12 protein-coding genes are annotated in these 25,282 nt (G+C 37.0%); 1 reads left to right on the top strand and 11 read right to left on the bottom strand.

Annotation, left to right across the window (positions count from 1 at the left end):
- Positions 1-22 precede the first annotated feature (22 nt).
- Positions 23-1,528 (top strand): FGGY family carbohydrate kinase, encoded by a 1,506-nt coding sequence (locus E0W73_RS08780; RefSeq protein WP_135221708.1) that lies wholly within the window; start codon positions 23-25, stop codon positions 1,526-1,528.
- 273 nt (positions 1,529-1,801) lie between these two features.
- Here the strand turns inward: E0W73_RS08780 and E0W73_RS08785 are convergent, their stop codons facing one another.
- The 11 genes from E0W73_RS08785 to E0W73_RS08835 all read right to left on the bottom strand — a co-directional run bounded on the left by E0W73_RS08785 (position 1,802) and on the right by E0W73_RS08835 (position 25,272).
- Positions 1,802-2,725: a hypothetical protein gene (locus tag E0W73_RS08785; RefSeq protein ID WP_135221709.1), complete on the bottom strand. Its 924-nt coding sequence runs from the start codon at positions 2,723-2,725 to the stop codon at positions 1,802-1,804.
- A gap of 267 nt (positions 2,726-2,992) precedes the next feature.
- Positions 2,993-4,399 carry a RagB/SusD family nutrient uptake outer membrane protein gene (locus E0W73_RS08790; RefSeq protein ID WP_135221710.1) on the bottom strand — a complete coding sequence of 469 codons (1,407 nt, stop codon included), beginning with the start codon at positions 4,397-4,399 and terminating at the stop codon, positions 2,993-2,995.
- A 32-nt stretch (positions 4,400-4,431) separates the two neighbouring features.
- The gene (locus tag E0W73_RS08795; protein ID WP_135221711.1) at positions 4,432-7,587 is read right to left on the bottom strand and encodes a SusC/RagA family TonB-linked outer membrane protein; all 3,156 of its coding nucleotides are present in this window, start codon (positions 7,585-7,587) and stop codon (positions 4,432-4,434) included.
- Positions 7,588-8,470: 883 nt separating this feature from the next.
- Positions 8,471-10,504, bottom strand: a complete 2,034-nt coding sequence (locus tag E0W73_RS08800) for a glycoside hydrolase family 97 protein (RefSeq protein ID WP_244248458.1) — start codon at positions 10,502-10,504, stop codon at positions 8,471-8,473.
- The gene (gene xyl3A / locus E0W73_RS08805; RefSeq protein ID WP_135221713.1) at positions 10,437-13,031 is read right to left on the bottom strand and encodes a xylan 1,4-beta-xylosidase; all 2,595 of its coding nucleotides are present in this window, start codon (positions 13,029-13,031) and stop codon (positions 10,437-10,439) included. Before xyl3A ends, E0W73_RS08800 begins: the two co-directional genes overlap by 68 nt.
- A 40-nt stretch (positions 13,032-13,071) precedes the next feature.
- Entirely contained in the window at positions 13,072-14,649 is a 1,578-nt protein-coding gene (locus E0W73_RS08810; protein WP_135221714.1) for a glycoside hydrolase family 43 protein, read from the bottom strand.
- A gap of 135 nt (positions 14,650-14,784) precedes the next feature.
- A complete protein-coding gene (locus E0W73_RS08815; RefSeq protein ID WP_135221715.1) occupies positions 14,785-17,313 on the bottom strand; it encodes a glycosyl hydrolase 115 family protein in 2,529 nt (842 codons plus the stop codon).
- Positions 17,314-17,385: 72 nt separating this feature from the next.
- The gene (locus tag E0W73_RS08820) at positions 17,386-20,103 is read right to left on the bottom strand and encodes an alpha/beta hydrolase-fold protein (protein WP_135221716.1); all 2,718 of its coding nucleotides are present in this window, start codon (positions 20,101-20,103) and stop codon (positions 17,386-17,388) included.
- Positions 20,104-20,142: 39 nt separating this feature from the next.
- Positions 20,143-21,378 carry an SGNH/GDSL hydrolase family protein gene (locus E0W73_RS08825; protein WP_135221717.1) on the bottom strand — a complete coding sequence of 412 codons (1,236 nt, stop codon included), beginning with the start codon at positions 21,376-21,378 and terminating at the stop codon, positions 20,143-20,145.
- 87 nt (positions 21,379-21,465) lie between these two features.
- Positions 21,466-23,196 carry a glycoside hydrolase family 43 protein gene (locus E0W73_RS08830; RefSeq protein WP_135221718.1) on the bottom strand — a complete coding sequence of 577 codons (1,731 nt, stop codon included), beginning with the start codon at positions 23,194-23,196 and terminating at the stop codon, positions 21,466-21,468.
- A 135-nt stretch (positions 23,197-23,331) separates the two neighbouring features.
- A complete protein-coding gene (locus E0W73_RS08835) occupies positions 23,332-25,272 on the bottom strand; it encodes a RagB/SusD family nutrient uptake outer membrane protein (RefSeq protein WP_135221719.1) in 1,941 nt (646 codons plus the stop codon).
- Positions 25,273-25,282 lie beyond the last annotated feature (10 nt).

Raw genomic sequence — 25,282 nt, forward strand, 5'->3', positions numbered from 1 at the left:
AATCATTTTTAGTATTACAATAATGAAAAAATATATTCTAGCTATTGACCAAGGTACAAGCAGTACTAAAACCATAATTTTTGACGAATTAGGACAAGCTGTTTGCAAAGGAAGCGTAGACCTAAAAACAAATTATTTCGACAATGGTTTTGTAGAACAAAATCCCGAAGATATTTACCAGAATGTTCTTGATTCTGTCCGTCTTTGCCTGAACAATTTCAGCAATCAGGGGTTTAAACTTGATGATATAGCTTCCTGCGGCATCAGCAATCAAAGGGAGACATTTGTTCTTTGGGACAAAGATGGAAAAACGCTTGCTCCCGCAGTAGTCTGGGCTTGTAAACGTTCCATTGCTATTTGTACTGACTTAATTGAAAAAGGGCAGAATGATTTTATCAAACAAAAAACAGGATTGTTATTAGATCCTTATTTTTCGGGTACTAAATTGCTTTGGCTGCTGCAAAATGATGCTGCATTAAAAGAAAAGGTCGAAAAGGGAGAAGTTTACTTCGGAACAGTAGATTGCTGGCTTTTATATAAATTAAGCAACGGAAAACATTTCAAAACCGATTATACCAATGCTTCCAGAACCTTGCTTTTTAATATTCATTCATTAGAATGGGATGCCGAAATTCTTGGAAAATGGGGATTGAGCAACCTAAAACTGCCTCTTGCCTGCCCTTCTTCGTATGACTTCGGAGAATTTGATTTAAAACAGATTTTAAACGACAATAGCGTTACTTCAATTCCGATTACAGCTTTAATTGGAGATTCTCATGCGGCTACTTTTGGAGAAGGCTGTTTTGAAAAAGGTACCGCAAAAGTCACTTTGGGAACAGGAAGCTCTATCATGATGAATATTGGCGGTGAAGCCGTTTTATCAGATTCAGGAATGCTTACTACTATTTGTTGGAGTACCAAAGACCGCGTTGATTATGCTCTAGAAGGCGCAATCGTTTCTTGCGGTTCTACGATTGAATGGCTGAAAAATGAATTGCAATTATTCTCTGATGTACGTGAAACTGCAGCAATGGCAACAGCAATTGCCGACAATGCAGGTGTGTATTTAATTCCTGCTTTTAGCGGATTAGGCGCTCCGCATTGGCAGATGAGCCGAAAAGCTTCTATTGAAGGCATGACCTTTGGAACAACTAAAAATCACATTGTAAGAGCAGCTCTAGAAAGCATTCCTTATCAAATCAAAGATGTGGTTGAAGCCATGGCGAAAGATATGAAAGCGCCTTTGAAATCTATTTCTGTAAACGGAGGCATGACTCAGAATAAATTTGTGATTCATTTTTTAGCTGATTTATTAGGAATTCCGCTGAACAAACAGCAAAATTCCGATGTTTCTGCTTTAGGAGCCGCTTATTTATCCGGACTGAAAAGTGGTGTTTATAAAGATATTGAACAGCTCTCTGGTCTTGTTAAAAGTCAAACAGAACAGGTTTTAAGTGATTCTAATAATGAGCTGCCTGCAAATGGATATCTTGGCTGGAAGGAAAAAATAAATAAGGAAATAGTTTAAAATTAAAATCTGTTAAAAACTAAAAAAGCTTCAGGGATATATGAAGCTTTTTTAGTTTTTTATTAACTCGTTGGGTGAAATTATTTTCAACACATATAAACATAGTTTAACTAAATTTAAAAAAGGCGTTTCACTAGTCTAAATGCACATAGTTTAGCTATGTGTGGAAACTTGTTTCTTCCATTTTCTTTTTTCGGCACAAAAAACTATGCTTCTATGTGTTAAAATGCTTTTATTTTTTTATTACACCCAACGGGTTTATTATTACATAAATTATAAAAGACCTAAATTAGGCAGCACAAAAGATTTAGTATTTGGATGCAATCTTATCCATAACCCTGGATTTGCGTTTAATTGTTGTACTAATTGATCTGTATCTGAACTCAGCTGTGTATTAATTACGTTTGCGTAAGTTTGAACTTTAGCAGGGGCTGAATCAGCATCTACTACAGACTGAACGACCTTCTTGGCTTGTAATATGGCTGCTGGACCTAAAGTGAGAATATATTTCGCAGATCGGCATTCTTTTTCATCATTTTCATTTATAAGGCTTCCGCCAGCTTTAAACTTACTAATATGATGCTCCAGAATGCTATTAGATATTGGAATTATCCCTGCAATATGTTCACTTTTTGCCCCAGAAAAAGGTTTAATGTAAGCCAAATGTGATGCATGGTCTTCTTCAGGACCATGACCTATAAAAAAGATGTCTAAACCCCCTAATTCTTCCAATTTTGTCAAATACTGTACAAGTGCGGACTCTAAATCTTCTGTATCTGTTTGAATTGGTGTAAAACTTTTGATCTTTGTAAAAAAGGCATCACCTAAAATACGCTCAAAATCTCTAACAAAACTTAAACCATTATTCATACTCAATGGAGCAAGTGCATCCTGAGTAAATACATTCAGTCTTGCAAGTAAACGGTCTTGCTCTGTCGATTTAGCTAAGTCTCCAAGCAAACGATGCAATTCCTGAGCTCCTCTACCACCAAGAAGAGCAATATTAATATCACCCTCTTTTGAGGCTGCAGTATTGTAAAGTTCCTTTAACATTGCCTGACCTACCTCTGCTTCACTTCCAAGAACAGTAGGAACTATGCCATAATCAGTAAAATTAAATTCCTCGCCGCTCTTTTGAGACAACCACACATTATTATTCTCTTCGTATCTTGTAAATTGTGAATTAGGCATATTCATTATGATTATTTATTTTATTTTAATTGGTTAGCATTATCTCGTATCCTTGATAAGAACTTTTTATCTGAGCAGTTTCTCCAAAATCAGGTTACTTTTAAAATTTTAAAATTAAAAAAACATTCCATTTAAACAAAATGAGCCCTATATATAGGACTCATTCTATCAAACTAATTATAAACCTAATGCAACTTTTTGAACTCGTGGCCTACCAGTGTCCTGAAATACTCCACAATTCTATCAAGCGAGCATTAAACTCAAACGCTCATTTTATTTATAAGCTTCATTTTGGGTAATAACACCCGGATTTTGATTAATTACCAAAAACGGAATAGGCAATAATAAATCCTTTTCTGTAATGGTAATGTTTTTACTGCTGTTTTTAATTACCGGAATAGCTCTTCCTGTTCTTATTAAATCAAACCAGCGATGGAATTCGCATGCAAATTCTACTTGGGCTTCATGCTCTAAAGCTAGAGCTACCGTATTGTACTGAGTCGGATAACCTGCAGTTCCATAAGCTGGCAAACCAACACGGGCACGAACTTCGTTCATATATTTTGGATCTGAAGTCGCTTCAGTCAGCATAAGAAGAACATCTGCATAACGAAGAATAATAAAGTTATTATCCGAAGCTTCCCTTAAGCCGTTAAGTGGAGCTTTAGCATCTTTCCATTTGATTGTAAACTTCACATTAACCGTTGAACCGTTAGCCGTTTTATATCCATTTTGAATAGAAATATCTCTCCTTGGGTCATTGGCCTCATAGGCATTCCATAAATCATTTGTAACCTGATTAAATCCGCCTCCCCAAGCAGTAACAATACGATTGTCAACTGGTGTGAACATAGCCCAATATAAACTGTATGGATTGGATATACCTCCTTTATATTGAATCTCAAAAATAGATGATGCACCGTTCTTCTTGGTTAAATCCCATAAATCGGCATACGGTACCAGACTAAACTTGCCATAAACTTTCAATAAAGCTTCGGTCGCTTTTGCCTTATTGCCCAAAGTGAGATAAACCTTGCCCAGCAAAGTATTAGCCGCTTCTTGACTCGCAGCTCCTACGAAACGCTGACTTGTTTTTATTGGTAATTTAGCTGCTGCAAAATCAAGATCTTTAATGATTTGCTCATAAACTTGATCTTTTGGCGTGCGTCCTTGCTCATAAGCTTGAGCAATACTGATTGGAGTTGTAACCAATGGAACATCTCCCCAAGCACGAACCATATCAAAATAATACAACGAACGTAAAAACTTTGCTTCTCCAATCAAGGCATCACGATTTGGAAAATCAAGTTTTTCGGCACTGGTAATGATATTGTTTACAATGTAGATTGACTTATAGTAATTGTTCCAGAAATTATACACTAACTCATTATCAATCTTCATGGTGTGCAATTCGAAGCTTTCATAGTCTTGTACTCTTCCCGCAGCATTATCGCTATAAGCATTATCAGACATTAACTCTCCATAAAAAGATGGGAGACTTTCAGGACCATACAATAGATAAAGCGAATTATAGGCTGACCAAAGAGCTGTTTCAATATCTTTTTGAGATTTATAGAAATTCTCTTCATTAGCATTTGAAATAGGGGCCTTATCTAAAAAATCTGAACTACATCCTAACAGGAATAAGCCACAAAAAAGCATTGTTATTATTTTTTTCATCTTTTTAAGTATTAAATGATTTTTTTCGATTTTTAAAAACTAACATTCAGTCCCATAGTAGCCGTAAACGGATTTGGATATGCTCCATAATCAAAGCCCACCATTGAGCCAGATTGATACGTACTGCCCTCTGGATCATAACCTAAATATTTTGAGAACACATGCACATTTTCCATATTTACATATAACTTTATGTTGGTTAACTTAACTTTTTCAATTAAGCTTTTTGGTAAATTATACCCAAGACGAATATTTTGGATACGAACAAAAGACCCATCTTCTACCCAGTAGCTTGATCCAAAATCCTGCACAGTATTTGGTGTCATGCGAGGTTTCGGAATCATTCCGTTTCCTGGATCAGCATCAGATTTCCAGTAATTATTGACAACAGAATACATGTTACGGTTTCCTCCTCCTACACCAGATTTTAAATATCGAGCACTATGGTTAAGGATTTCACCTCCTTGTGAACCGCGCAATAAAACAGAAAGCTCAAATCCTGAGTAAGAAAAATTATTAGTTAATCCCCATTGAAAATCAGGTTGGTAGTTTCCTAAATAAGTTCTGTCGTCAGAATTAATTTTACCATCGTTGTTGACGTCTCTTACTCTTGGATCCCCTGCTTCACTACCTGGCCATACAGGATATGCTTTGCTATCTAACTCCGCTTGCGACATAATTACGCCATCAATAATATAACCATAATACATTCCTATAGGCTGTCCCACAGCTGTGCGTGATGTCATACTGCTCACATTAATATCTATTGGAGCATTGTTTGCACCAAGTTTCAGTACTTTATTTCGGTTGGCGAAAATATTGAAATCAGTACTCCACTTGAATTTGCTGTCTATATTGATTGTACTAAGACTTACTTCAAATCCTTTGTTTTCTAGCTCACCTATATTGGTCAAGGTAGAAGAGAAACCAGAAATAATCGGAATCGGAACATTCAGCAGCAAATCCTTAGTTTTTGAATAATAAATGTCGCCCGTAAATTTCACACGTCCATTAAAAACACTTACATCAAGTCCAAAATTGGTTTGGCCTGTTTTTTCCCATTTCAGATTTTTATCAGCAAAATTTGTTGTATAAATACCTTGATTTACCGTACCTGAACTTACATAAGGACTATAACCTAAAACACCAATCGATCCATAGTTCGGAATCGAATTGTTACCCGTTTCTCCATAACTCAACCTAACTTTCAAATTAGTTAACCAGGAAGATTCCTTTAGAAAAGGTTCTTCTGAAATACGCCAAGCAACTGATCCTGATGGGAAATAGCCCCACTTATTGTTTGCTCCAAAACGAGAAGACCCATCAGCTCGAATTGCTCCTGTTAAGAGATATTTGCCTTTATATGAATAATTAGCGCGAGCCAAATAAGATAGTAGCGACCACTCTTCTGAAGTAGTATAACCCGCATTAACAACACCGGCATTCAAAGTATGCACTAAGTCATTCGGGAAACTGCCAGCCGACATACTACTCATATCTGTACGTTGTTCTTGAGCAGAAAAACCAGCCAAAACATTCAAATTATGATTTTCGTTAAACTTCTTGTTGTAATTCAGCGTACTTTCTGAAATCCAATTATTGGATTGCAACGTTTTGAAATCAGCCTGAGCTGGAACCCATCCTGAGTATCCCCAGTTCTGGCCTGCATTCCAATAAAAATTATGAACTGTGTTTTCAATATTTGAACTTACTGAAGTTTTAAAAGTCAAATCTTTTATAACATCCCATTCCAGAAAAGAAGTGATTATGGATACATTTGTTCTTTTTTTGGCAATAGCCTCTCTTGTTAACGAATAAGGATGCCATAATTGGAAACCGTATTTAGCAAATGTGTTCCAAATCGACGCAGGATCCTTAAAACCAAGGCTTCCCGTTTCAACATAAAGCGGGAAAAATGGATCACTTTGCAAAGCCAAGCCCACTACATCACTCTTTCCCCCTGTACCGTATGGAGCTTCTTTTATCTGGCTAAGACCGATATTCATGCCCATACGAACTTTATCATTAAACTTATGTTTGAGGTTTGACCTAACATTGATTCTTTCGAAGGTATTACTATCTACAACACCCTCTGAATTTATATATCCTAATGATGTCATAAATTGTGTCTTCTCGGTTCCACCAGAAGCCGACAACTGAAAATTCATGTTAGTTGCAGTTCTCAATGCCACATCCTGCCAGTCAGTTCCGTTTCCGATGCGGGCAATCCACTCTGGATCAGAGAATTCTACAGGAACAGTTACACCAAGCCCTCTTGTAGCTGATGGATTTGCAGCAACAGTTGTCGCCCATGTATTATTTCTTGCGGCCGTATTGTAGGCAATAAATTCTGATGCATTCATCATATCAACTTTACGGTTGACTTTAGAAATTCCAGACTCAAAAATTGCGTCAATCTTTGTTTTACCTGCTTTTCCTTGCTTGGTCGTAATGATCACCACACCATTAGCACCCCTAGAACCATAAATGGCTGCCGAAGATGCATCTTTCAACACATCAATTGACTCAATATCGTTGGGATTAATTGAATTTAACGGATTTCGATTGTAACTCAAATTACTACCGCCGCTAATTCCTGCATCGGTTGAATTAGTCGTATTATCTTCAAGCGGAATACCATCTATAACATACAGCGGTGTCGTTCCTGCATTTATAGAAGAAGCTCCACGAATTTTTACGGTTGGAGCAAGACCTGGCGCACCTTGAGACTGTATAATTTGGACACCCGAAGCTTGTCCTCCAAGTGATTGAAGCGCATTAAAATTTGACCTGCCTTCCAATTTGTCTGCCCCTACAGAAATCACAGATCCGGTTAAATCTTTTTTCTTTACAGAACCGTAACCGACAACAACAACTTCATCTAATTTAGAAGATTCCTCTTCTAATTTAATCGAAATATTGGTTTGCCCGTTTAACGAAACCTCTTTTGTTTTGAAACCAACATAAGTAGCCACTAACACTGCTTTTTCACTTTTTACCTTAAGTGAAAATTTTCCATCTAAATCACTTTGAACTCCGTTTGTGGTTCCCTTTTCAATAATGTTTACTCCTGGCACAGGTAATCCCAAGCCATCTGTAATTTTTCCTTTAATATCTTTTTGTTGTTGCCCGTAAATTGGCACGAATAATAAAAGTCCTAGAAAAAATATATAATATTTTACTTTCATCGTTTTTTGGTTTATTGGCTGTTATAAAATTTTTTCTTTCACATTTAGTGAAATCGAATTGCATTTAATTTCAATAGACCGTTTTAGATTAAGAATCTCAAACTAAACAGGTTCGTTACTGTAGAAATTCATCGCTTTCAAAACAATTGCCTGTTTTGACGCCAATATTCTCCACCAAATGAATAGCTGTGTAGAATTAGTCTATCTATTTTGATTGCTTTTGCTTTACTTTCACATCATAAATCTTCCGTGTAAAACGATTTTGTTCTGAAGGTCGAACAAAAGATCAGAGTAGTCTATTCAGAATTTTGAAGGTCTATTCTCTAATTTTTTCCATATAATCATCTTTTAGTTATTTATATTTTTTATATACTTGGCATCATCGTTTCCCATAAATTAAAAGATATTTTATCCAAATATAAATAAACAACTACAAAAAAACGCTAAAAAGAATAATAAAAAGAAAGCAAAAGAAAATAAAAGAAATAAAAAAGCAAAATAAAAACGTTAAAAAACAATAAGAAAAATCGCATATACAAAAAATATTTTGCTATAATGCTAAAAAAAGCTAATTCGTAAGAAAAATTTTGAGAAAAGTGGAAATTTTACAGATTGTGTTAAAATTTTAAATGACGAAACCACTAAAAACAAAATTGCACCAAAATTTTGTTTTTTTTTGGTCCTTAGGAAAAACGATATTGTCAAGAATAGGTTTTAAAAAATGATGGAATTTCTTCAAAACTTGAAAAATTGAGTGATACTATGTGAATCTATTTTTTGAAAAGACCGGATTTTAATTCTATAAACCATTGTAATATTCTTTCATAAAAAAAGTCAGCATATTTTAGTAAGCTGACTTTTTTTAATTGATTCAATAAACGTTTTAATTTACGAGCAACACTCCTCCGTTTTTTGGTATTTTTATTTCGACTTCTTTTGTTTTACTGATTTTCAATGTAGTAAGTCTTCCTTTTAATTGATCATCGTCACTATAGTAATTTAATGCTACATCAGCATTGAGCATATCCAATCTTAATTTTGTCTTCAATGTTTTATTTTCAGCATTAATTCCTGCGATAAACCATTTTGTTCCTTTTCTTCTGGCTAGTACTACATATTTTCCTGGATATCCTTCCAGAAAACGAACCTCATCCCATGTTGTTGGCACATCCTTCATAAATTTTATGGCCCAATCTGGAGCATCTGACAAATTATTTGGTGCTAATGCAAAATGCTGTACGCCACTTTGAAAAAGCACTGAAGTGGCTAAAGCAAACACATCAGAAGTCATTCTTTTCGAACCTTTGTTTGTGATATTATCGCTATTATAGAATTTGTTTAATGCGCTTCCTCCAAAATCCATGCTGCCGACCGTGTTTCTGATAAAAACATGTGTTGCCGCATTCATGGCTTCGTTATCACAGCTTTTTTGCCCAAAATGCAAATTTTCACTTGCTAAAACAGCTTCGCTGGATGCGAAATTGGGATACATACGTTCCCAGCCGCGTGGTAAAGTACAACCATGAAAAATAACCATAATTCCATATTCATTGGCATCGGTTAAAATATCTTCATACAATTTCATGGTTACCTGTTTATCGCCTCCAAAAAAGTCAACTTTAATTCCTTTGATTCCAATGCTCTTCATCCACGCCATTTCTTTGCGTCGTATAGTTGCATTATGCATCAATCCTTTTGGACTTTGGGGCGCATCATTCCAGTATCCATTAGAATTGTACCATAAATACAGTCCAACACCTTTTTTGGCACCATAAGCAGCCAACTCTGCTATCTTATCCCTTCCTATTTGTGTATCCCAAAGCGCATCAACTAGTACGGTTTCATATCCCAGTGTGGCGCTAAAATCGATGTACTGCTTTTGTACAGGAAAAGTCGTGTTATCATCCATTTTTATAATCCAGCTCCACGTTCCTTTTGTATATTGGTATTCTGTGGAAGCTTCGTATTTTGGTTTAACCAAATCAAAAGGAATAGTGGTCTCAACTATTGGAGCGAGCGTTTCTCCAATTGTAATCGTGCGCCATGGTGTTTCGCCCGTAAGTGCGATTCCTGGTGCAGTTGTTCCGTTTCCGTTATTTTCTCCCGGCATCGGAAAACCAATTGTATACAATCCGTTTTCATTCCCCATTAATCTGCTTGCACAATAACCACTATCTACTCCAGTTTCCGAAATTAAAATCCAACCGTTGCTGCCTGCTTTAAATAAACATGGAAATGTATATCCATTTCCCAAACCATTTTTCCCGACAACATCATCCCATGTATATGAGGTTTCATAACTAGGAGCCGTTCTCGCAAAACCTGTCATCGGATTACTTTGTGGACAAAGGAATGTAGTGGTTCCTTGCGGCAGTAAAAATCCCGAAGCTTCTTCTTGTACCACACAAGAAAGAGTTTCTTTCTGCGGATGTAATTTATATTTGAATGCTAGATTGTTGTTGCTTACTCTGAAAATGACGTCTAATGCTGGTTTTCCATCTTTTGTAAATGAAAAAACAGCTTCGTTTGCACGATAATGTACACTGCTCGTTTTTATATTACGCAACTGATAGGATTCGTCTATTTTACTGTGGCCGCTATTTTGTTCTAATGTTAATCCTGAACTGAAATCTCCTGCATTTGTTTTTAAACCGAGAGGAGATTTTTCGATAAACGTCTTTTCGTTGTATTTTACACTATACTGAGGTTTTCCGTTGTTACTAAAAACCGATACCGCCAGTTTGCCGTCTGGGCTTTTTACTACAGACTGCGCGCTCACCGCACAGGAATAAATAAGAACAAGAATAAAAGTCAGTTTAGATTGCATACCGAAATGTTTATAGCGTTTTTTATTGTACAAATATCTTAAGTTTTTTAAGATCTTTGACGGCTGAACTGGTCCCGTAGTAAATTTCATATTCTCCAGCTGTTACTTTGACTGTCCTAGATGCAGCGTCATAAAATTCAAATGAAGAAGCTGGCAAATCTATAACTACATTTTCTTTATTTCCAGCTTTTACAGCCACGCGTTTAAAGGCTTTTAATGTTTTTAAAGGACCGTCAATATCATCTATTTTTTTTACATATACCTGAATAATCTCGGTTCCGTCACGTTTACTTACATTTTGCAACGAAATATTCAATTGAATGTTTTCATTTGGTTTTATGCTATTCTTGTTCAATTTACCAACACCGACAATAAATTTAGAATAGCTTAATCCAAAACCAAAAGGAAACAATACGTCTGTAGTATATCGGTAAGTGCGTCCTTTCATGGAATAATCTTCGAAATCGCCCAATATTTCGGAGTTCTTGTAGAAAGAAACTGGCAATTTCCCGGCAGGATTGTAATCTCCAAAAAGCACGTCGGCAACAGCCTTACCTCCAGACTCTCCCGGATACCACGCCTGCAAAATAGCATCGCAGCTTGACGTTTCTGGCGTTAAGGCAATAGCAGAGCCAGAACAGTTTACAAAAACTACTTTTTTTCCTGCTTCTTTTAATTCTTTTAGACATTTTCTCTGTACGGCTGGCAATTCTATATGGGTTCTGTCGCCTCCTTTAAAACCGGGATAAGAAACTGGCATTTCTTCTCCTTCCAGCAAAGTAGAAAGACCTCCTACAAAAACTACTGTCTCAATTCCTTTTAGTTTTTGGATTAATGAGTTGAAATTGACATCAAATTCTTTTCCGAAATCAAATTCAAGATTCGCCTGCCAGTTGTTTGATTGCGCAAAATGAATCTCAATTTTATACGTTTTACCAGCTTCTACAGGAAACGGAATATTGGCAGGAACTGTTCTCCAATTTGTATATTTTGCGATAGATTTTCCATCAACCAATAACTCAAAAAATCCTGTGGCACCTGTTTTAAAAACGAGCGTATCTGTTTCTTTGGCTGTAAAATCTGTTTCGTATTTTGCAGAAAAGCCTTCCAGTTTAACTCCAGATGCAAACTCTTGTTGTCCGGCGGTTGTCATTTTTATCGGATTGGTAATCTGAGTCGGGATAACGCTGTTTCCTTCTCTGTTTGGATTGTTCCAATAAGTGGCTTTCATTCCTTTTTTTCCTTCAAAAGAAATCTGATCAAAATACGTTTGATTGACTTTATCTTCTACCAAGTCACAAGCTTTATCATAAAAGATTTTATCAGCTTCTGTTTTAGACTCTATTCCTTGTTTGATTGTAATTGTTCTAACTGGAATTCCGTTATAATTTCCCCATAACATAGGTTCGTTTGCTGCATTTGGTCCAATAACAGCAATTTTTTTCGCTGTTTTAGCTAATGGAAGAATGTTGTTTTTATTTTGCAATAATGTCATTGATTTCTGTGCCATTTCTAATGCCAGCTGCTGATGTTCTGGACTGTTAAGAACTGATGGCGGAATCTGTGCCCATGGTACGATAGCATCATCATCCATTTCTCCCAACTCAAAACGGCCTTCTAACACACGCTGCAAACTTTTATTGATAGCAGCTTCTTTGATTAAATCTTTTTCAACCGCTTCTGGCAGATTTTTAAAAGGATAATTTTCCCAGACACACTCTACATCTGTTCCTGCAAGTACTGCTCTAGAAGCAGCACGAACCGCATCTGATGACACTTTGTGAGTGGTGTAAAAATCGGTTATGGCGCCACAGTCTGATACTACCATATATTTGTATCCCCATTCATCTCTAAGAATGCGTTGCAATAATCTAGTGTTGCTGCAACAAGGTTCATCATCCAGACGTTGGTAGGCGCACATGACTTGGCGAACGTCTGATTCCTGTACCAATGCCTTAAAAGCAGGCAGATACGTTTCGTAAAGTTCACGTGGATTTACATTATTTAAATTCAGTTCGTGCCTGCTCCATTCAGGACCAGAATGCACAGCAAAATGTTTGGCACATGCTAAAAGTTTACGGTATTTAGCATCTGCCGGGCCTTGCAATCCTTTTACAACCGAAACTCCCATTCTAGAAGTCAGATAAGGGTCTTCTCCATAAGTTTCCTGTCCGCGTCCCCATCTTGGATCCCTGAAAATATTGACATTTGGTGTCCATACTGATAGACTTAAAAAGCGTTTATTTTCATTTCCGTCCTTAATCCACTGGTTGTATTTGGCTCTGGCTTCGTCAGATACAGCATTAAAGACTCGATAAAGCAATTGGTCATCAAATGAGGCAGCCATTCCGATAGGCTCAGGAAAAACAGTCACATTGTCATTGTTTGCATAACCATGCAAAGCTTCGCTCCACCAATTAAATTTTTTAATTCCAAGTCTTGGAACCGCATCCGACTGATCGCACATTAATGCCGCTTTCTCTTCAAGCGTTAATCTTGAAATTAAGTCTTTTGCTCTATCAGCAGCACTTAAAGCAGGATTTTTATAGGGCAACAATTGTGCATAGGTGCCAACTGCTGCAAATAAATTTATAATAAACCAATGTCGTACTTTCATTGTTTCTGTCTTTTAAATTGCATTCGAGATTTTCTAGAAATTACTTCGTTTCTGAAATCTTTTCTTCGATACGGAAATAATCAAAATCAGCGAAACCTCCCGTAATTTTGGTAGCATAATTAAACAATCCGAATCGGTAGCCCATAAAATGCGGAATGGTATAGGGCATCTTGATGGGGTTTCCTATACTGATCCATTTTTTCCCATCGAGACTGTAATAAAACCTTCCCTGATCTGCTTGGTTCCTAAAATCGCATTCGGCTTTAAAATATATTTTGTCCTGATGTAATAAAACGCTATCTGCTTCTTTCGGATTTCCCTTTTCAGTCTCTATCATGACAATGCTTTTTGTTCCACTATTTACTTTTACGCCAACAAGACCAAAATCTTTTTGCAAGAGCGAAAGACCAGCAAAATCTCCATCTTTCATGTTGGAAAGCTCCAGCACCGTCGTGGCCGAACATATCGGGCCAAAAGTTCTCTGTGTCAAAGTATTTTTTGCCTGCGTAAAACTGCTGTCTATTCGTGATGTCTTTAATCTCAAATAACCTTTTCTCTCTTTTACTGACCAACTCGTATTATCCGGATTATGATTCCATTGCCAAACCAAAGGCAGGTCATTTTCTCCGTTTTTACGATTAAATTCGTCTGAGTTTACAATTCCAGGAATAAGGCTTCTATTGGCCGGAAGATTAAGACTTTGAGGTACTTTATCATTTTCTCCCAATATTGGCCAGCCGTTTTCCCACTTAACAGGAACTAGGTACGGAATACGTCCTACGCCACCTGCATCTCTAAATAGATACGAAAACCATCTGCCGTCTGGAGTGTCTACAAGTCCGCCTTGTGCCACGCCTAAATTCTGTAGCCCGATTTTTCCTTCCCATGGACCAGAAATAGTATTTGCTCTGTGTATGATCACAGTGCGCATACCATTTTTGGGCCAGCAGATATTAAACAAATAATATTTTCCGTTAATCTTAAAAAGCTGTGATCCTTCTGCTGGCAACATGATGTCGCTCTTGGCAGGAGCATTCGCATTTTCTATCAAAACTCTTTTTGTCTCTTCTTTAACTTCTGACAGATTTTCTTTTAATTCCACAATCTGAAGTTTTCCGCCTCCCCAAACCAGATAAACTTTTCCATCATCATCAAAAAAAAGCGAATGGTCATGATAGGAGTTGTTCAAAACAATTCGCTTCCAAGGGCCTTTTTCAATATCTTTTGTAGAAAAAATATAAGTTTTGCCTGTTGCTCCTGAAAAAGTGCTCACATAATACACGCCATGATGATAACGCAGACTGCTCGCCCACGAACCTCTACCGTAGTCATTTTTGCCATGGTCTAAATTGAGTCGGTCATCCTTATCTTCTAAAATATCATAGGCATAGTTAACCAGATGCCAATTCACCAAATCTTTAGATTTCATAATCGGCACACCCGGATTCATATGCATTGTAGTGCTGCTCATATAATAAACATCGTTTACCCTTATTAGAGATAAATCAGGAACGTCTGCGAAAATAATGGGATTCTGAGCCTGAACTTTCTGCGCCTGACTTGTAAAAACACTCAATACAATCGCAAAAACAGTGTATATAATAGCTTTTGTTTTCATCAAATTTTCTATTTAGGAATTTCTAATACTATCTTAGAGAACTAATTATGCCTTAATTCGCTACAATTGAAGCTGATTGAACTTTGGACTGATTTTGCTAAAATTTTAATATCCAACAAAAGAGACTTTTGAAATTTATTCGACTATTCTATCACTTTCTGGGGCTCCCAAATACGAAGGCTTCAAACCACCGGTATCAATTAATATTTTCTGAAGTACAATCCCTGGATCTAAAACCCTGAAACGAAGTGTATGTTTTCCTGATTTCTGAATATTATGCTTTGTTACAGAATGAATCATGTGTTCTGCCTGCCATTTACCTAATTCTCCTTTATAATGACCATTAAAATTTACAAGCTGTCGTTTTTCTCCATCGAAAGATATTTCGTAGCGAAGGCCTTTGTTGCTGTTAAAATTCAGTGTTGGCGCCAATAAAAGTTCTACCTTAAATTCTCCCGTTGAAGCAAAATTAATTTCATACTCTACAAAGACATTTTCTTCTGCTGTTGGATAAATATTTTGCGGAAATGTTGTAATGCCACTCAGTGTTTTTCCGAAATCCGGAATTATTTCCCAATGTGTTTTTTTCGAATTATTCATTTTAGAAAAATGAGCTGCATGAATTGATACATAACCGTCTTTTTCTACAAAAACGTTCGGTACAACAATTTCGCTCTCAGAAAGATATTTTACCTCTGGAAGAATATTTTTTGGGCCATCGTGCCAAGCTTTATAACCAATACGCATCTGATCCATCATATGAGGCCATTTGCCGTTTGCGATTTCATTATTGTATTTATTTTGAAGAATAGAATCGCGCTCAAATTTTGCTTTAACCTCATCTGCATAATAATTCGCAAGACCGTTTTTTTCTGCTGCCAGTTTTTTATTTTTTGCTTGTGCAAAATACATTTCATAAAGATTGCAGCAGGCATCTATAGGATATAAAACCAGCTGAAAATAGGCGTCTTTATATTCATTAGGAAGTTCATTGTAAACTCTGTAAGCATCCAGTGCCAAATTTTTATAGTCATTTACGACATTTTCAAATTCATTATAATTTTCTAAAGAATAGGTTTTGCTGTCCAGCATTTCTGGAGTAACACGGCGATTAAATTTTGGATAAGTATTTAAGAGTCTAGCTATTTCTTTAGCATATTTTTTTCCAAACTGCGCTGTTGACCAGTTTTCTGTATATTCAAATAAATTCTGAGAATTGAAATTTTTAGGATTCCAAGCCATGTCTAAAAAGAAACTGATTGGAAATTCCATTGGTTTTAAGTCTCCCACATTAACAATCCAAACCTTATCTACACCGTTTTCATAACTAAGGCTCATTTGTTCCCAAACCCTTTGTATCGGACTAATATTAATCCATTTTGAGTTTCTTGGACCTCCTACATAATCAAAATGATAATACATTCCGTAACCACCTTTATGCAAAGGCTTGGAAAGATCAGGAAGTTTGCGGACATTTCCCCAATTATCATCACAAAACAAAAGAATGACATCATCGGGAACACGCATTCCTTGATCGTAATACTCTTGAACCTCTTTGTACAAAGCCCAGACTTGAGGAGTTTTATTGGCTTTTTGACCCGTTTCTTTCTCAATAATTCGACGCTGCTCTTTCACGATATTTTCTAGCAAGCTTATATTCGTGCTTTCGCTCATTGCTTCGTCACCATCGCCTCGCATTCCAATAGTTACCAGTTTTTCCCAATTTTTGCTTCGCTGAATTCCCGTTTTCCAGAATTCGTCCAAAACCGTCTTGTTTTTGGAGTAATCCCAGATATTCGGCAGATTATTTTTTTTAATATAGCGACGCCAATCTGTCTGCGCCAAAGCCATTGGCTCATGGTGTGAAGTTCCCATAACGATTCCCATTTCATTTGCCAAAGGACCGCTGGCCGCATCATCATCATAAAAAGCATTTCCCCACATGGCTGGCCACATATAATTGCCTTTTAATCGCAGCACTAATTCAAAAACTTTGTCGTAAAAACGACTGTTAAAACCACCAAAAGTAGCCTTTGACCAACCGCTCAAAGCCGGGGCTTCATCGTTAAGAAAAATCCCTCGGTATTTTACCGCTGGTTCTCCATCTGTATAGATTCCTTTAACAAAATATATATTTTCTTTGTGTTTTACCGGTACATCTGCCCAGTAATACCACGGAGAAACACCAATCTGCCTAGACAACTCGTAAACGCCGTAAATCGTGCCCCGTATGTCGCTTCCTGCAATTACAAGCGCTTCATCTACACCTTTAAAAGGATTTTTAATCTGTTGGATGATAAACTTCTCATTTTTGCCTTTGAGTTCTTTTCCGTCTATTTTTTTTTGTTTGATCAAATCATCGATAACCGAATTAGACCCCACCATTCCGATAATAATGAGAGGAGAAGAAGTGTTTGGATTCTGATTTAAAATAGTAGGACGCTGTCCCGTAACTTTTTCAAAATCGGACTGAAGATTGGTAACTGCGCGCAAAATTCCTGCATCCAAAGTTGAATTTACAAAAAAAGAAAGTGACAGTGACTTTTCTTTCAGTATCATAACATTCTCGCTTCTATCTTCTGTTATAAAAGGCTGAGAGGCTTTTGTTATAGTGCATAGAAAAGCCATAACTAGCGTGCTTATAAATTTCAAATAGTTTTTCATCAGGTGTTATTTTTATCAATTCATTCCAGATTCAGCTTATTTTAAATCAAAATCTCTCAATGTTGCTTTTTGTTATTTGAATAATAATTGCGAGTACAAAAACAAATCGTGCCTCCATACTGGCCACGTATGACCTCCCGGATATTCACTGTATTTGTATTTAGTTCCAAATTGATCCAATTTCTGCATCATGATTTTACAATTCTCGTAGGCGATATCTTCTTTTCCTCCCATAGAAATCCATAAATCTTTTAAATTGGAATTAATAGTCTGTACATTATTTTTCATAAACTCATATTGAGGATCTGATAATTTCGGATTGTTTGCCCACCAGCCTGAACTAAAAACACCCAGACTCGAAAACATAGCCGAGTTTTTTATTCCTGCATAAAGTGTCTGCAATCCGCCCATAGACAAGCCTGCTAAAGCTCTATTTTTACTGTCAGTTGCAACTTTAAAATTACTTTCGACAAAAGGCATTGCTCCGTTTTTCAATTCGTTTTCAAAAGCTTTTAACGTTTCTTCTCCAAAACCTGCAATGCCACCAGTGTTTCCCATATTTCCGTCAAGCATCGCAATAATCATTTTTTTCGCTTTGTTTTCGGCGATTAAATTATCTAAAATCAAATTTGCTTTTCCCTGCGCGCTCCATCCTCTTTGGTCTTCACCACCGCCATGCAGTAGATATAAAACTGGGAATTTTTCAGTCGAAGTCTCATATCCCGGCGGTGTATATACATACATTTCACGCCATGAATTAGTTCCTTTCGAAAAATATTTCATTATTCTAACCTCGCCGTGCGGAACATTTTTCAATTCATAAAAATCACCATCTCTTTTCGGAATTTCTATTCCGCTGGCCATACGCCCCATTCCATAAAAAGTCTCACTTGAAGGATCTGCAACTGACACACCATCAATCAAAAGGGAGTAATAATTAAATCCTCCGTTTATCACATCGGTCGTAAGATTCCAAACTCCCTGACCGTCTTTCTGCATATCGTACTTTCGTCCAAGATCTATCTGCACTTTCGATGCCTCAGGAGCGTTGACTTTAAAAATCACTCTATTATCAGGCAGAATTTGGGGATATTTAGCATTTCGTATGTTGGTTTGAGCCACGGTTCCTATAACAGTATAATTTGGAAATCTTGATTCGTCAACGGGTTTGAACAATAATTGCGAGAACATGTACAGGCTGTTTTTCCATACTTTGAAATCATGAACTCCAGGTTCCAGATAATAGATGTGGGGAACATTGTTTTTAAATAAATAATCGTGTGTTCGTTTGCTGTTTTCCAGTAGCCAATCGTTATCTCCGCAAGAAATCCACAGCAGTTTCAGTTTCTTTTTGGCTTCTTCAGGATTTGGCACCAATTCTTCTGTTTTCTTGGTATTTGGAGCCGAAGAAAAACCTCCTATCCAGGCAAATTTATCTAAGTTTGTTAATCCGAAATTCAGAGACTGTCCGCCTCCCATAGATAATCCTGCAATGGCACGATGCTCTCTATCTTTATAAACATTATATTTTTTTTCAATAAAAGGAATCAAATCCTTCAATAAATCTTTTTCAAAATCTGCAAATGCCTGCACTTTGTCTGGCGCCATTATATTTCCGGTAGCGCTGTCATCTTTCATGGCCCTTCCGTTTGGCATTACCACGATCATTGGTTCTAATTTTCCTTCTGCATACAGATTGTCCAATATAATCTGAGGACTTCCACCATTAAGCCATTCTTTTTCATCTCCGCCAATTCCGTGTAAAAGGTATAAAACTGGATATTTTTTGTTTTTGCTAAATCCGGGTGGTGTATAAATAGTCGCTTTTCTGACTGTCCCGACTGTTTTCGAATCATAACTTACCGTTTCTACTTTTCCTGCTGGAATTGCTGGATTTAACTGGTCAAAACCGACTGGCGCTTGAACTATAAAAGGCTCATTTGTATTATTTGTTTTATACTCTAATAATGAAAGCATTTTTTCTGCGTAACGCTTTCCTAAATCTCTATATCCTGCCGCACTAAAGTGAAGGAAATCTGGAGCTACTGCGCAGCCTTTTGATGAAATTATATAAGAGGTTGGAATGGTCTGAGGCAGCGTTGCGATGATTTTATTCATGCTCGCGCATTTTCCTTTTTGTTCTTCATGAACGGTTTCTCCCGAAAGTAACGGCACTTTTTTAGGATCTAGGTTAAGATCTTTCATTAAGTTATCGTATACTATTTTAACCTTTTTCGGCCATAGCGTATCGCCTGTATTAGATTCTCCCTGATGCAACAGAATACCTTTTATAACTCCTGACTTTTGTGCAATCTTTGCCATTTCAACGAGTCTTGTATACGGACTGCCGTTATATTCTTTGATCATACCCAGCATCCAATCCGGCGCTGTTTTCATGTAATTCTCAAAGTTATCTTTATCAAAAAGTTCTATTTTACATCCTCCGACAGCTACATTTACTACTCCTACTTTTATGTTCTTAGGAAGATTTGCCACCATGGTTCTTCCAAAATTGTCTGTTAATGTCAATCCTGTTTTACATCGGCATAATGGCGGTATTGCGGTATACCATTTTCCCATTTCTCGATTCAAATCTGGACAGTTTACTGCTTCCAGAACCTGAAATCGCGGGTCGACATTTATTCTGTCTTCAGCTTCTATCGGGGCAGCGCCTTCCATATTGGACTGTCCAAAACTTAAATACACATGAAAATTTGGGTCCTGAGAATACCCATTCTGCCCTGCAAAAAAAAGAATTGCTATTGCGAAAAATCTGACTACTGATTTCATGATATCTTGTTAAAATTGTTTTTTGTACTAAATGGAATTTCACTTAAATAAATTCAAGTCTATTACTTCTCCCATTCTCTGATATCCTAATTCATTAGGATGCAAAAAATCGCCATCATGCATATTTGACAAAATAGTTTTTGGATCCGTTTCCGAGGACATTTCTTTATCAAAATCTATTACAGCATCAAAATGGTTATTTCGAATCCATGCATTTACGATATCTCGTGCTTCTTGTTTAAAAGGTGCATCATAAAATGATTTCTGAAAAGGCAGAATTGTACACCCATACACTTTTATTCCTCTGACGTGTGCCTTTTCTATCATAATTTTGTAGGAATCAATAATTTCCTGTGCTTTTACAGGAGCATCTTCTGCGCGTTTAATTCCTCCTATATCATTTATTCCTTCTAATATCACGAGCCATTTCGTACCCGATTGAGAAAGTACATCACGGTCAAAGCGATCTAGAGCTGTTGGCCCCAGCCCTCCTTTTACCACGCAATTCCCTCCTATTCCTAAATTTAAAACTCCAATATTTTGAGTTGCTTTATTTGCTGCCAGTCTAGCTGCCAGAATATCTGTCCAGCGATTCTGTTTGTTTGTTCCTGATCCGCGACCATCTGTAATAGAGTTTCCTAGGCAAACAATATTCGATGTGTTTTTTGATGCCATAACATCGACGCCAACAATAGAATACCAATGATCTGTTTTTACTGCATCGGAGAAAATGGCGTTGCTTAAATTGTCACCTTGCAAAATGTAGGAAGTTGTTCTTGACCCAGGATGTCCTGTCGTTTTTTCTGATGTTGTGCCATAAAAAATAGTTATTGCAAGCAACTGACCTGGTTTTAATGAAAAGTTAAGCTGATCTGAAAACACTTCCTGTCCCGGATTTAACGTCACCTCTTGATTCCCGTTAAAGCTGAGAGTTTTCTGAGTGTCTTTGTCGATTGACGGAGCTTCCAGCACATTGGCTATACTGACCTTTTTTAAAACAGTTGCTTGGTCGCTAAATAAATTTGAAAAACGAAGCCTAAGACGTTCTCCTCCAATCGAAACTTTTATAATCTGACGAAGTGTATTTTCGGCCAAACCTGGGGCTGGTGGCATGTTGTTTGGTTCTACAAGCATTGGTGCGCAAGCCCACGATCCTACCCAATTTTCAGCTTTCGTCTTTTCAGAAGAATGTGCTAAAGGCTGATTGGTTTTACATCCAATTATTAAAGTGAAAAGCTGTAAAAGCAATATATTTTTTAAATATCTTTTTATCATTTCTACTAAAATTTGATGGTGGCTGTAATTAAAAAAACAACTCCCATAAATCATTTTTTAAATTAAAATAAATGGGAGTTTTAACTTTTATTTCGGATGTGAATTATTCGATGAAGTGGCATATAATCCTACCAAAGCTCCTGTAAATCCGCCAGCGACATTTGTTGAAAGAATATCTCCTGAAACTGGACTTCCCAGATTTTGAAAATCACCACCGCTCAAGGCATAACTAAACTGATAATTGTCTCCATCAGCTTTGACTTGCAGACGCAATACTCCCTTACTATCGATTTTTGCGCTTGAGATAATTTCTGATTTGCCTTCTGTAGTTTTTTCCAGTACAATGTAAGCATCTTTTCCTTTCTTAGTTACACCAAAAACATAATTAAAACGCTCATTCTGCAGACATACAATTCCTGCCAAATCTTTTTCAGATTTCGGTTTGTATTCCATAGTTGTTGCAAAAGAAAAAGTATTGTGTTGCTGTCTATAAAATAGTGTAGAAGTTGGTTTTAATTCCTTGATATTTACTGGAAATGGCTCTATCTGTAATCCTTTTTTAACGATAGAAACAAAATGTTCTCGAGGTCCTCGCAATCCAATCCATCTGTAATCTAACTTTGGTGAGGTAAAGTTCTCCGTAAATGTAAAATTACCATTAGGAAGAAAACCATCCTTGCCCGTTTTGTTTAAGACGCCGTTTGGCATTTTTAATTTAGACCCCATTGGGACTAACCCGTTCTCAAAAACCGGAAAAGTACCTGACCAGTCTACCGGAAGCATAAATGTTTCTCGACCAGTATTTACTCTGTCTTTTTCATTTGGACGAATTCCTAAAAATACGCCATAGTATTTGTTGTCTGGTCCGAGGACTAAATCGGCATGCCCTGTCCAATCTACTTTATTGGCTCTGTTTTGAGGAAAATATCTTTGAGTAAGAATCGGATTATTAGAGGCAGGCTTGAAAGGTCCTTTTGGATTATCACTAATAAAAACCACCTCACTGTGATTTCCTCCTGTACCACCTTCGGCGCACATCAGATAATAATGATTATCCTTTTTATATAAATGAGGAGCTTCTATCCATATTGGCTTCTTCGAAAGATCGACTCCGCCATCAACTATAATTTTATCCGTACCTGGAATTACCTGATCTTTTTCTAAATCGTATTCCCATACTTTAATTACACGATGTCCATTGTACAATTCTTTTCCATTATCTGGAGCATCATTATGTACTACATAACCTTTTCCATCATCATCAAAAAAAATAGAAGGATCTATTCCGTTAAAAGCTAGTTTGATCGGACTTCCCCATTCTTTTTTAGGATCTTTTGTTTTTACAATTATATTTCCTAGACCGCCTGTAAATGCGGTAACAATCATATAAAAAGTATCATTATGAGGGTTATAAGTAATTCCTGGCGCATAAACCCCGGCACTGATGCCTGTATCGTGAGGATTAAATTCTGAAACATTATTTAATACTCCTCCCAAATCTGTCCAGTTGACTAAATCTTTTGAATGAAAAATCGGCACTCCCGGAAACATCGCAAATGAGGAGCATACCATATAATAATCGTCGCCCTTTCTTGTTATGGCAGGATCAGGATAACATCCCTGAAGAATAGGGGAATAAAATTCATCTTCTTTTAAGGGATTTTTTTTATAGATTTCATCGTCTCCCTGATAGACAACATTCGAAAACACTGGAGCCTCTTTGCTTACTTTTTTCTTTGCATTTTTCTCCTGAGCTGTCACTGAAAAAAAATATAAAAATCCAACTGTGCATAAAAAAAATACCTTTCTTGTAATCATTGTTTATTATTTAAATTGATAGAAGAATTATTAAAAAGCCGAGAGAATCACTCTCGGCTTAACTAACACAAACCTAAGAACCAAACACTTAGATAAGATTATAAAATCAAACTATAAAAACAACCTAGTTCTAAATTAGTAACCAGGGTTTTGGTATGCAGCTTTTTCGGCGGCCGACATTTCCATTCCATCAATCTGTCCTTGCGGAATCGGTCTTAGGTAATGATGCGCATCAATTGTTCTGGTTATTACTTCAGGAGTGTGTTGTCCATAGTTAGACCCTCCGATAGAATATTTACCAGCAATTTCATTCCATTTTTGCGTTCTCACCAAGTCATACCAGCGATAGCCTTCACCAAAAAATTCTCTAGAACGCTCTGCCAATATATAATTAATATCGATTATAGCCGGAGTTGCACTTGTCATTGCCACACTATTGTCTTGTATTTTGGCTGTATTTCCATTATTGTCCCATCTCCATTTTCCTGCTCTGGCTCTTAGAACGTTTACAAGCGATCTTGCAGTTAAAGATCCTGTAGCCCCTTTGACCGCTGCTTCTGCCGCAACTAGGTACAATTCTGAAAATTTTGCTACAGGAAACGGTCTGGTGCTTCCTGCATTAGGTTGCCCTAGTCCTCCAGCATTATCAGTTCTGTAAGGTCCTAGTTTCCAAAAACCTGGGTATACAATTCTGCTAATACCTCTTGGAGAAATTACATAATCGGCTCTTCCTGGCAGGGTTCCCGCTCCAACACCGCTGTCACCTTGTCCTGAAGGGTAAGTAATCGGAGTTAACGGTTCGTCATTAAGAAACGTTAAAACAGCATCTCCCGGTCTAATGGTAAGACCATTTGCATTGGTTAGGGTTGCCACTCCGGTAAGACCTGTCCCTTGAAGGTTCCAGTTACCTCTAAAAGATGTCGTAAACGTTCCGTCGTATCTAGAATCATTTATTTTATCTGCAAATGTGTTGGTAAAAACTTCAATAGGCGGAGCCATCCTTGTCCATGGACGTCCCAAAAACTGATTCGCCTCTCTTTGAACTGATGAAACTGATGCGGTCCCGTTTTTACTTCTAACAGCAGTGTAGTTCCAAGTCACCATCCAGCCTGCAAAATTATCTGGAGCCCCACCACTACCAAATGTAAGGCTACCACCATTGTAATATTCACTTTCTTGCGTATGATCTGCATAAAGCATTACTTCCTTATTTCTGTCATTTGATCCCAAATTAACATCATAATAAGAATCAAGTAACCCGTAAGCTCCTGGATTATTAATTCCTTCTACAGCTATATCGTAAGCTTTTTGAAAGTACCATTGTGCATTATGCCCATCAGGATCTGTTCTTGGAGCATCTGGATAGGTCGGAATATTGTTAGGATTCTCTAGCCACCATGCATAAGTAAGATAAGCTTTCGCTAAGAATAATCTCGCCACCGTTTTAGTAGCCGTTCCCGTCAATCTAGGTGTATCTGGAAGATCGTTAACAGCCGCAATCAAATCGGGAAAAATTGCTTTTGTATAGACTTCAGGAACTGTGTTACGCTTAGAGTATCTCGAAGGCTTACTGTTAAATCTTAACTCTCCAGCACCCAAATCTAGCGGAATTCCACCAAATGTCTGCACTAACAAAAAGTAATCAAACCCTCTAAAAAATTTAGACTCTGCAATTAAACTGCTGGCAACGCCTACTGCTGCTCCGTTTTCTATAATACCGCTTGCAGTGTTGATATCGTAATAAGAGTTATTCCATAAAACATCTGAACGGCTTGAATTAGGATTAATGATGCCGACACCAGATAGGTCATGGTCTTTAAAGTTTCCATCGGCACTTTGTGCATAAGTAGCTTCGTCTGTTCCGGTCTGACAGGCATTGTAAAAATAAGCCTGACCGTAGATCCATCGTAAATGCGCATAATGAGACGTTAATCCTTGCTTAACTCCTTGCTCAGTTTTAAAATACCCAGGCTCATAAAAATCATGAGGTTTTTCCTCTAATATATCTGTACAGCTGCTTGATAAAAGTAAAATAGCAGACCCTATAATCAAATTTTTAAATATATATCGTTTCATATCTATATGA

Source organism: Flavobacterium foetidum, from assembly GCF_004634245.1.
In the GTDB taxonomy this organism is placed as follows: domain Bacteria; phylum Bacteroidota; class Bacteroidia; order Flavobacteriales; family Flavobacteriaceae; genus Flavobacterium; species Flavobacterium foetidum.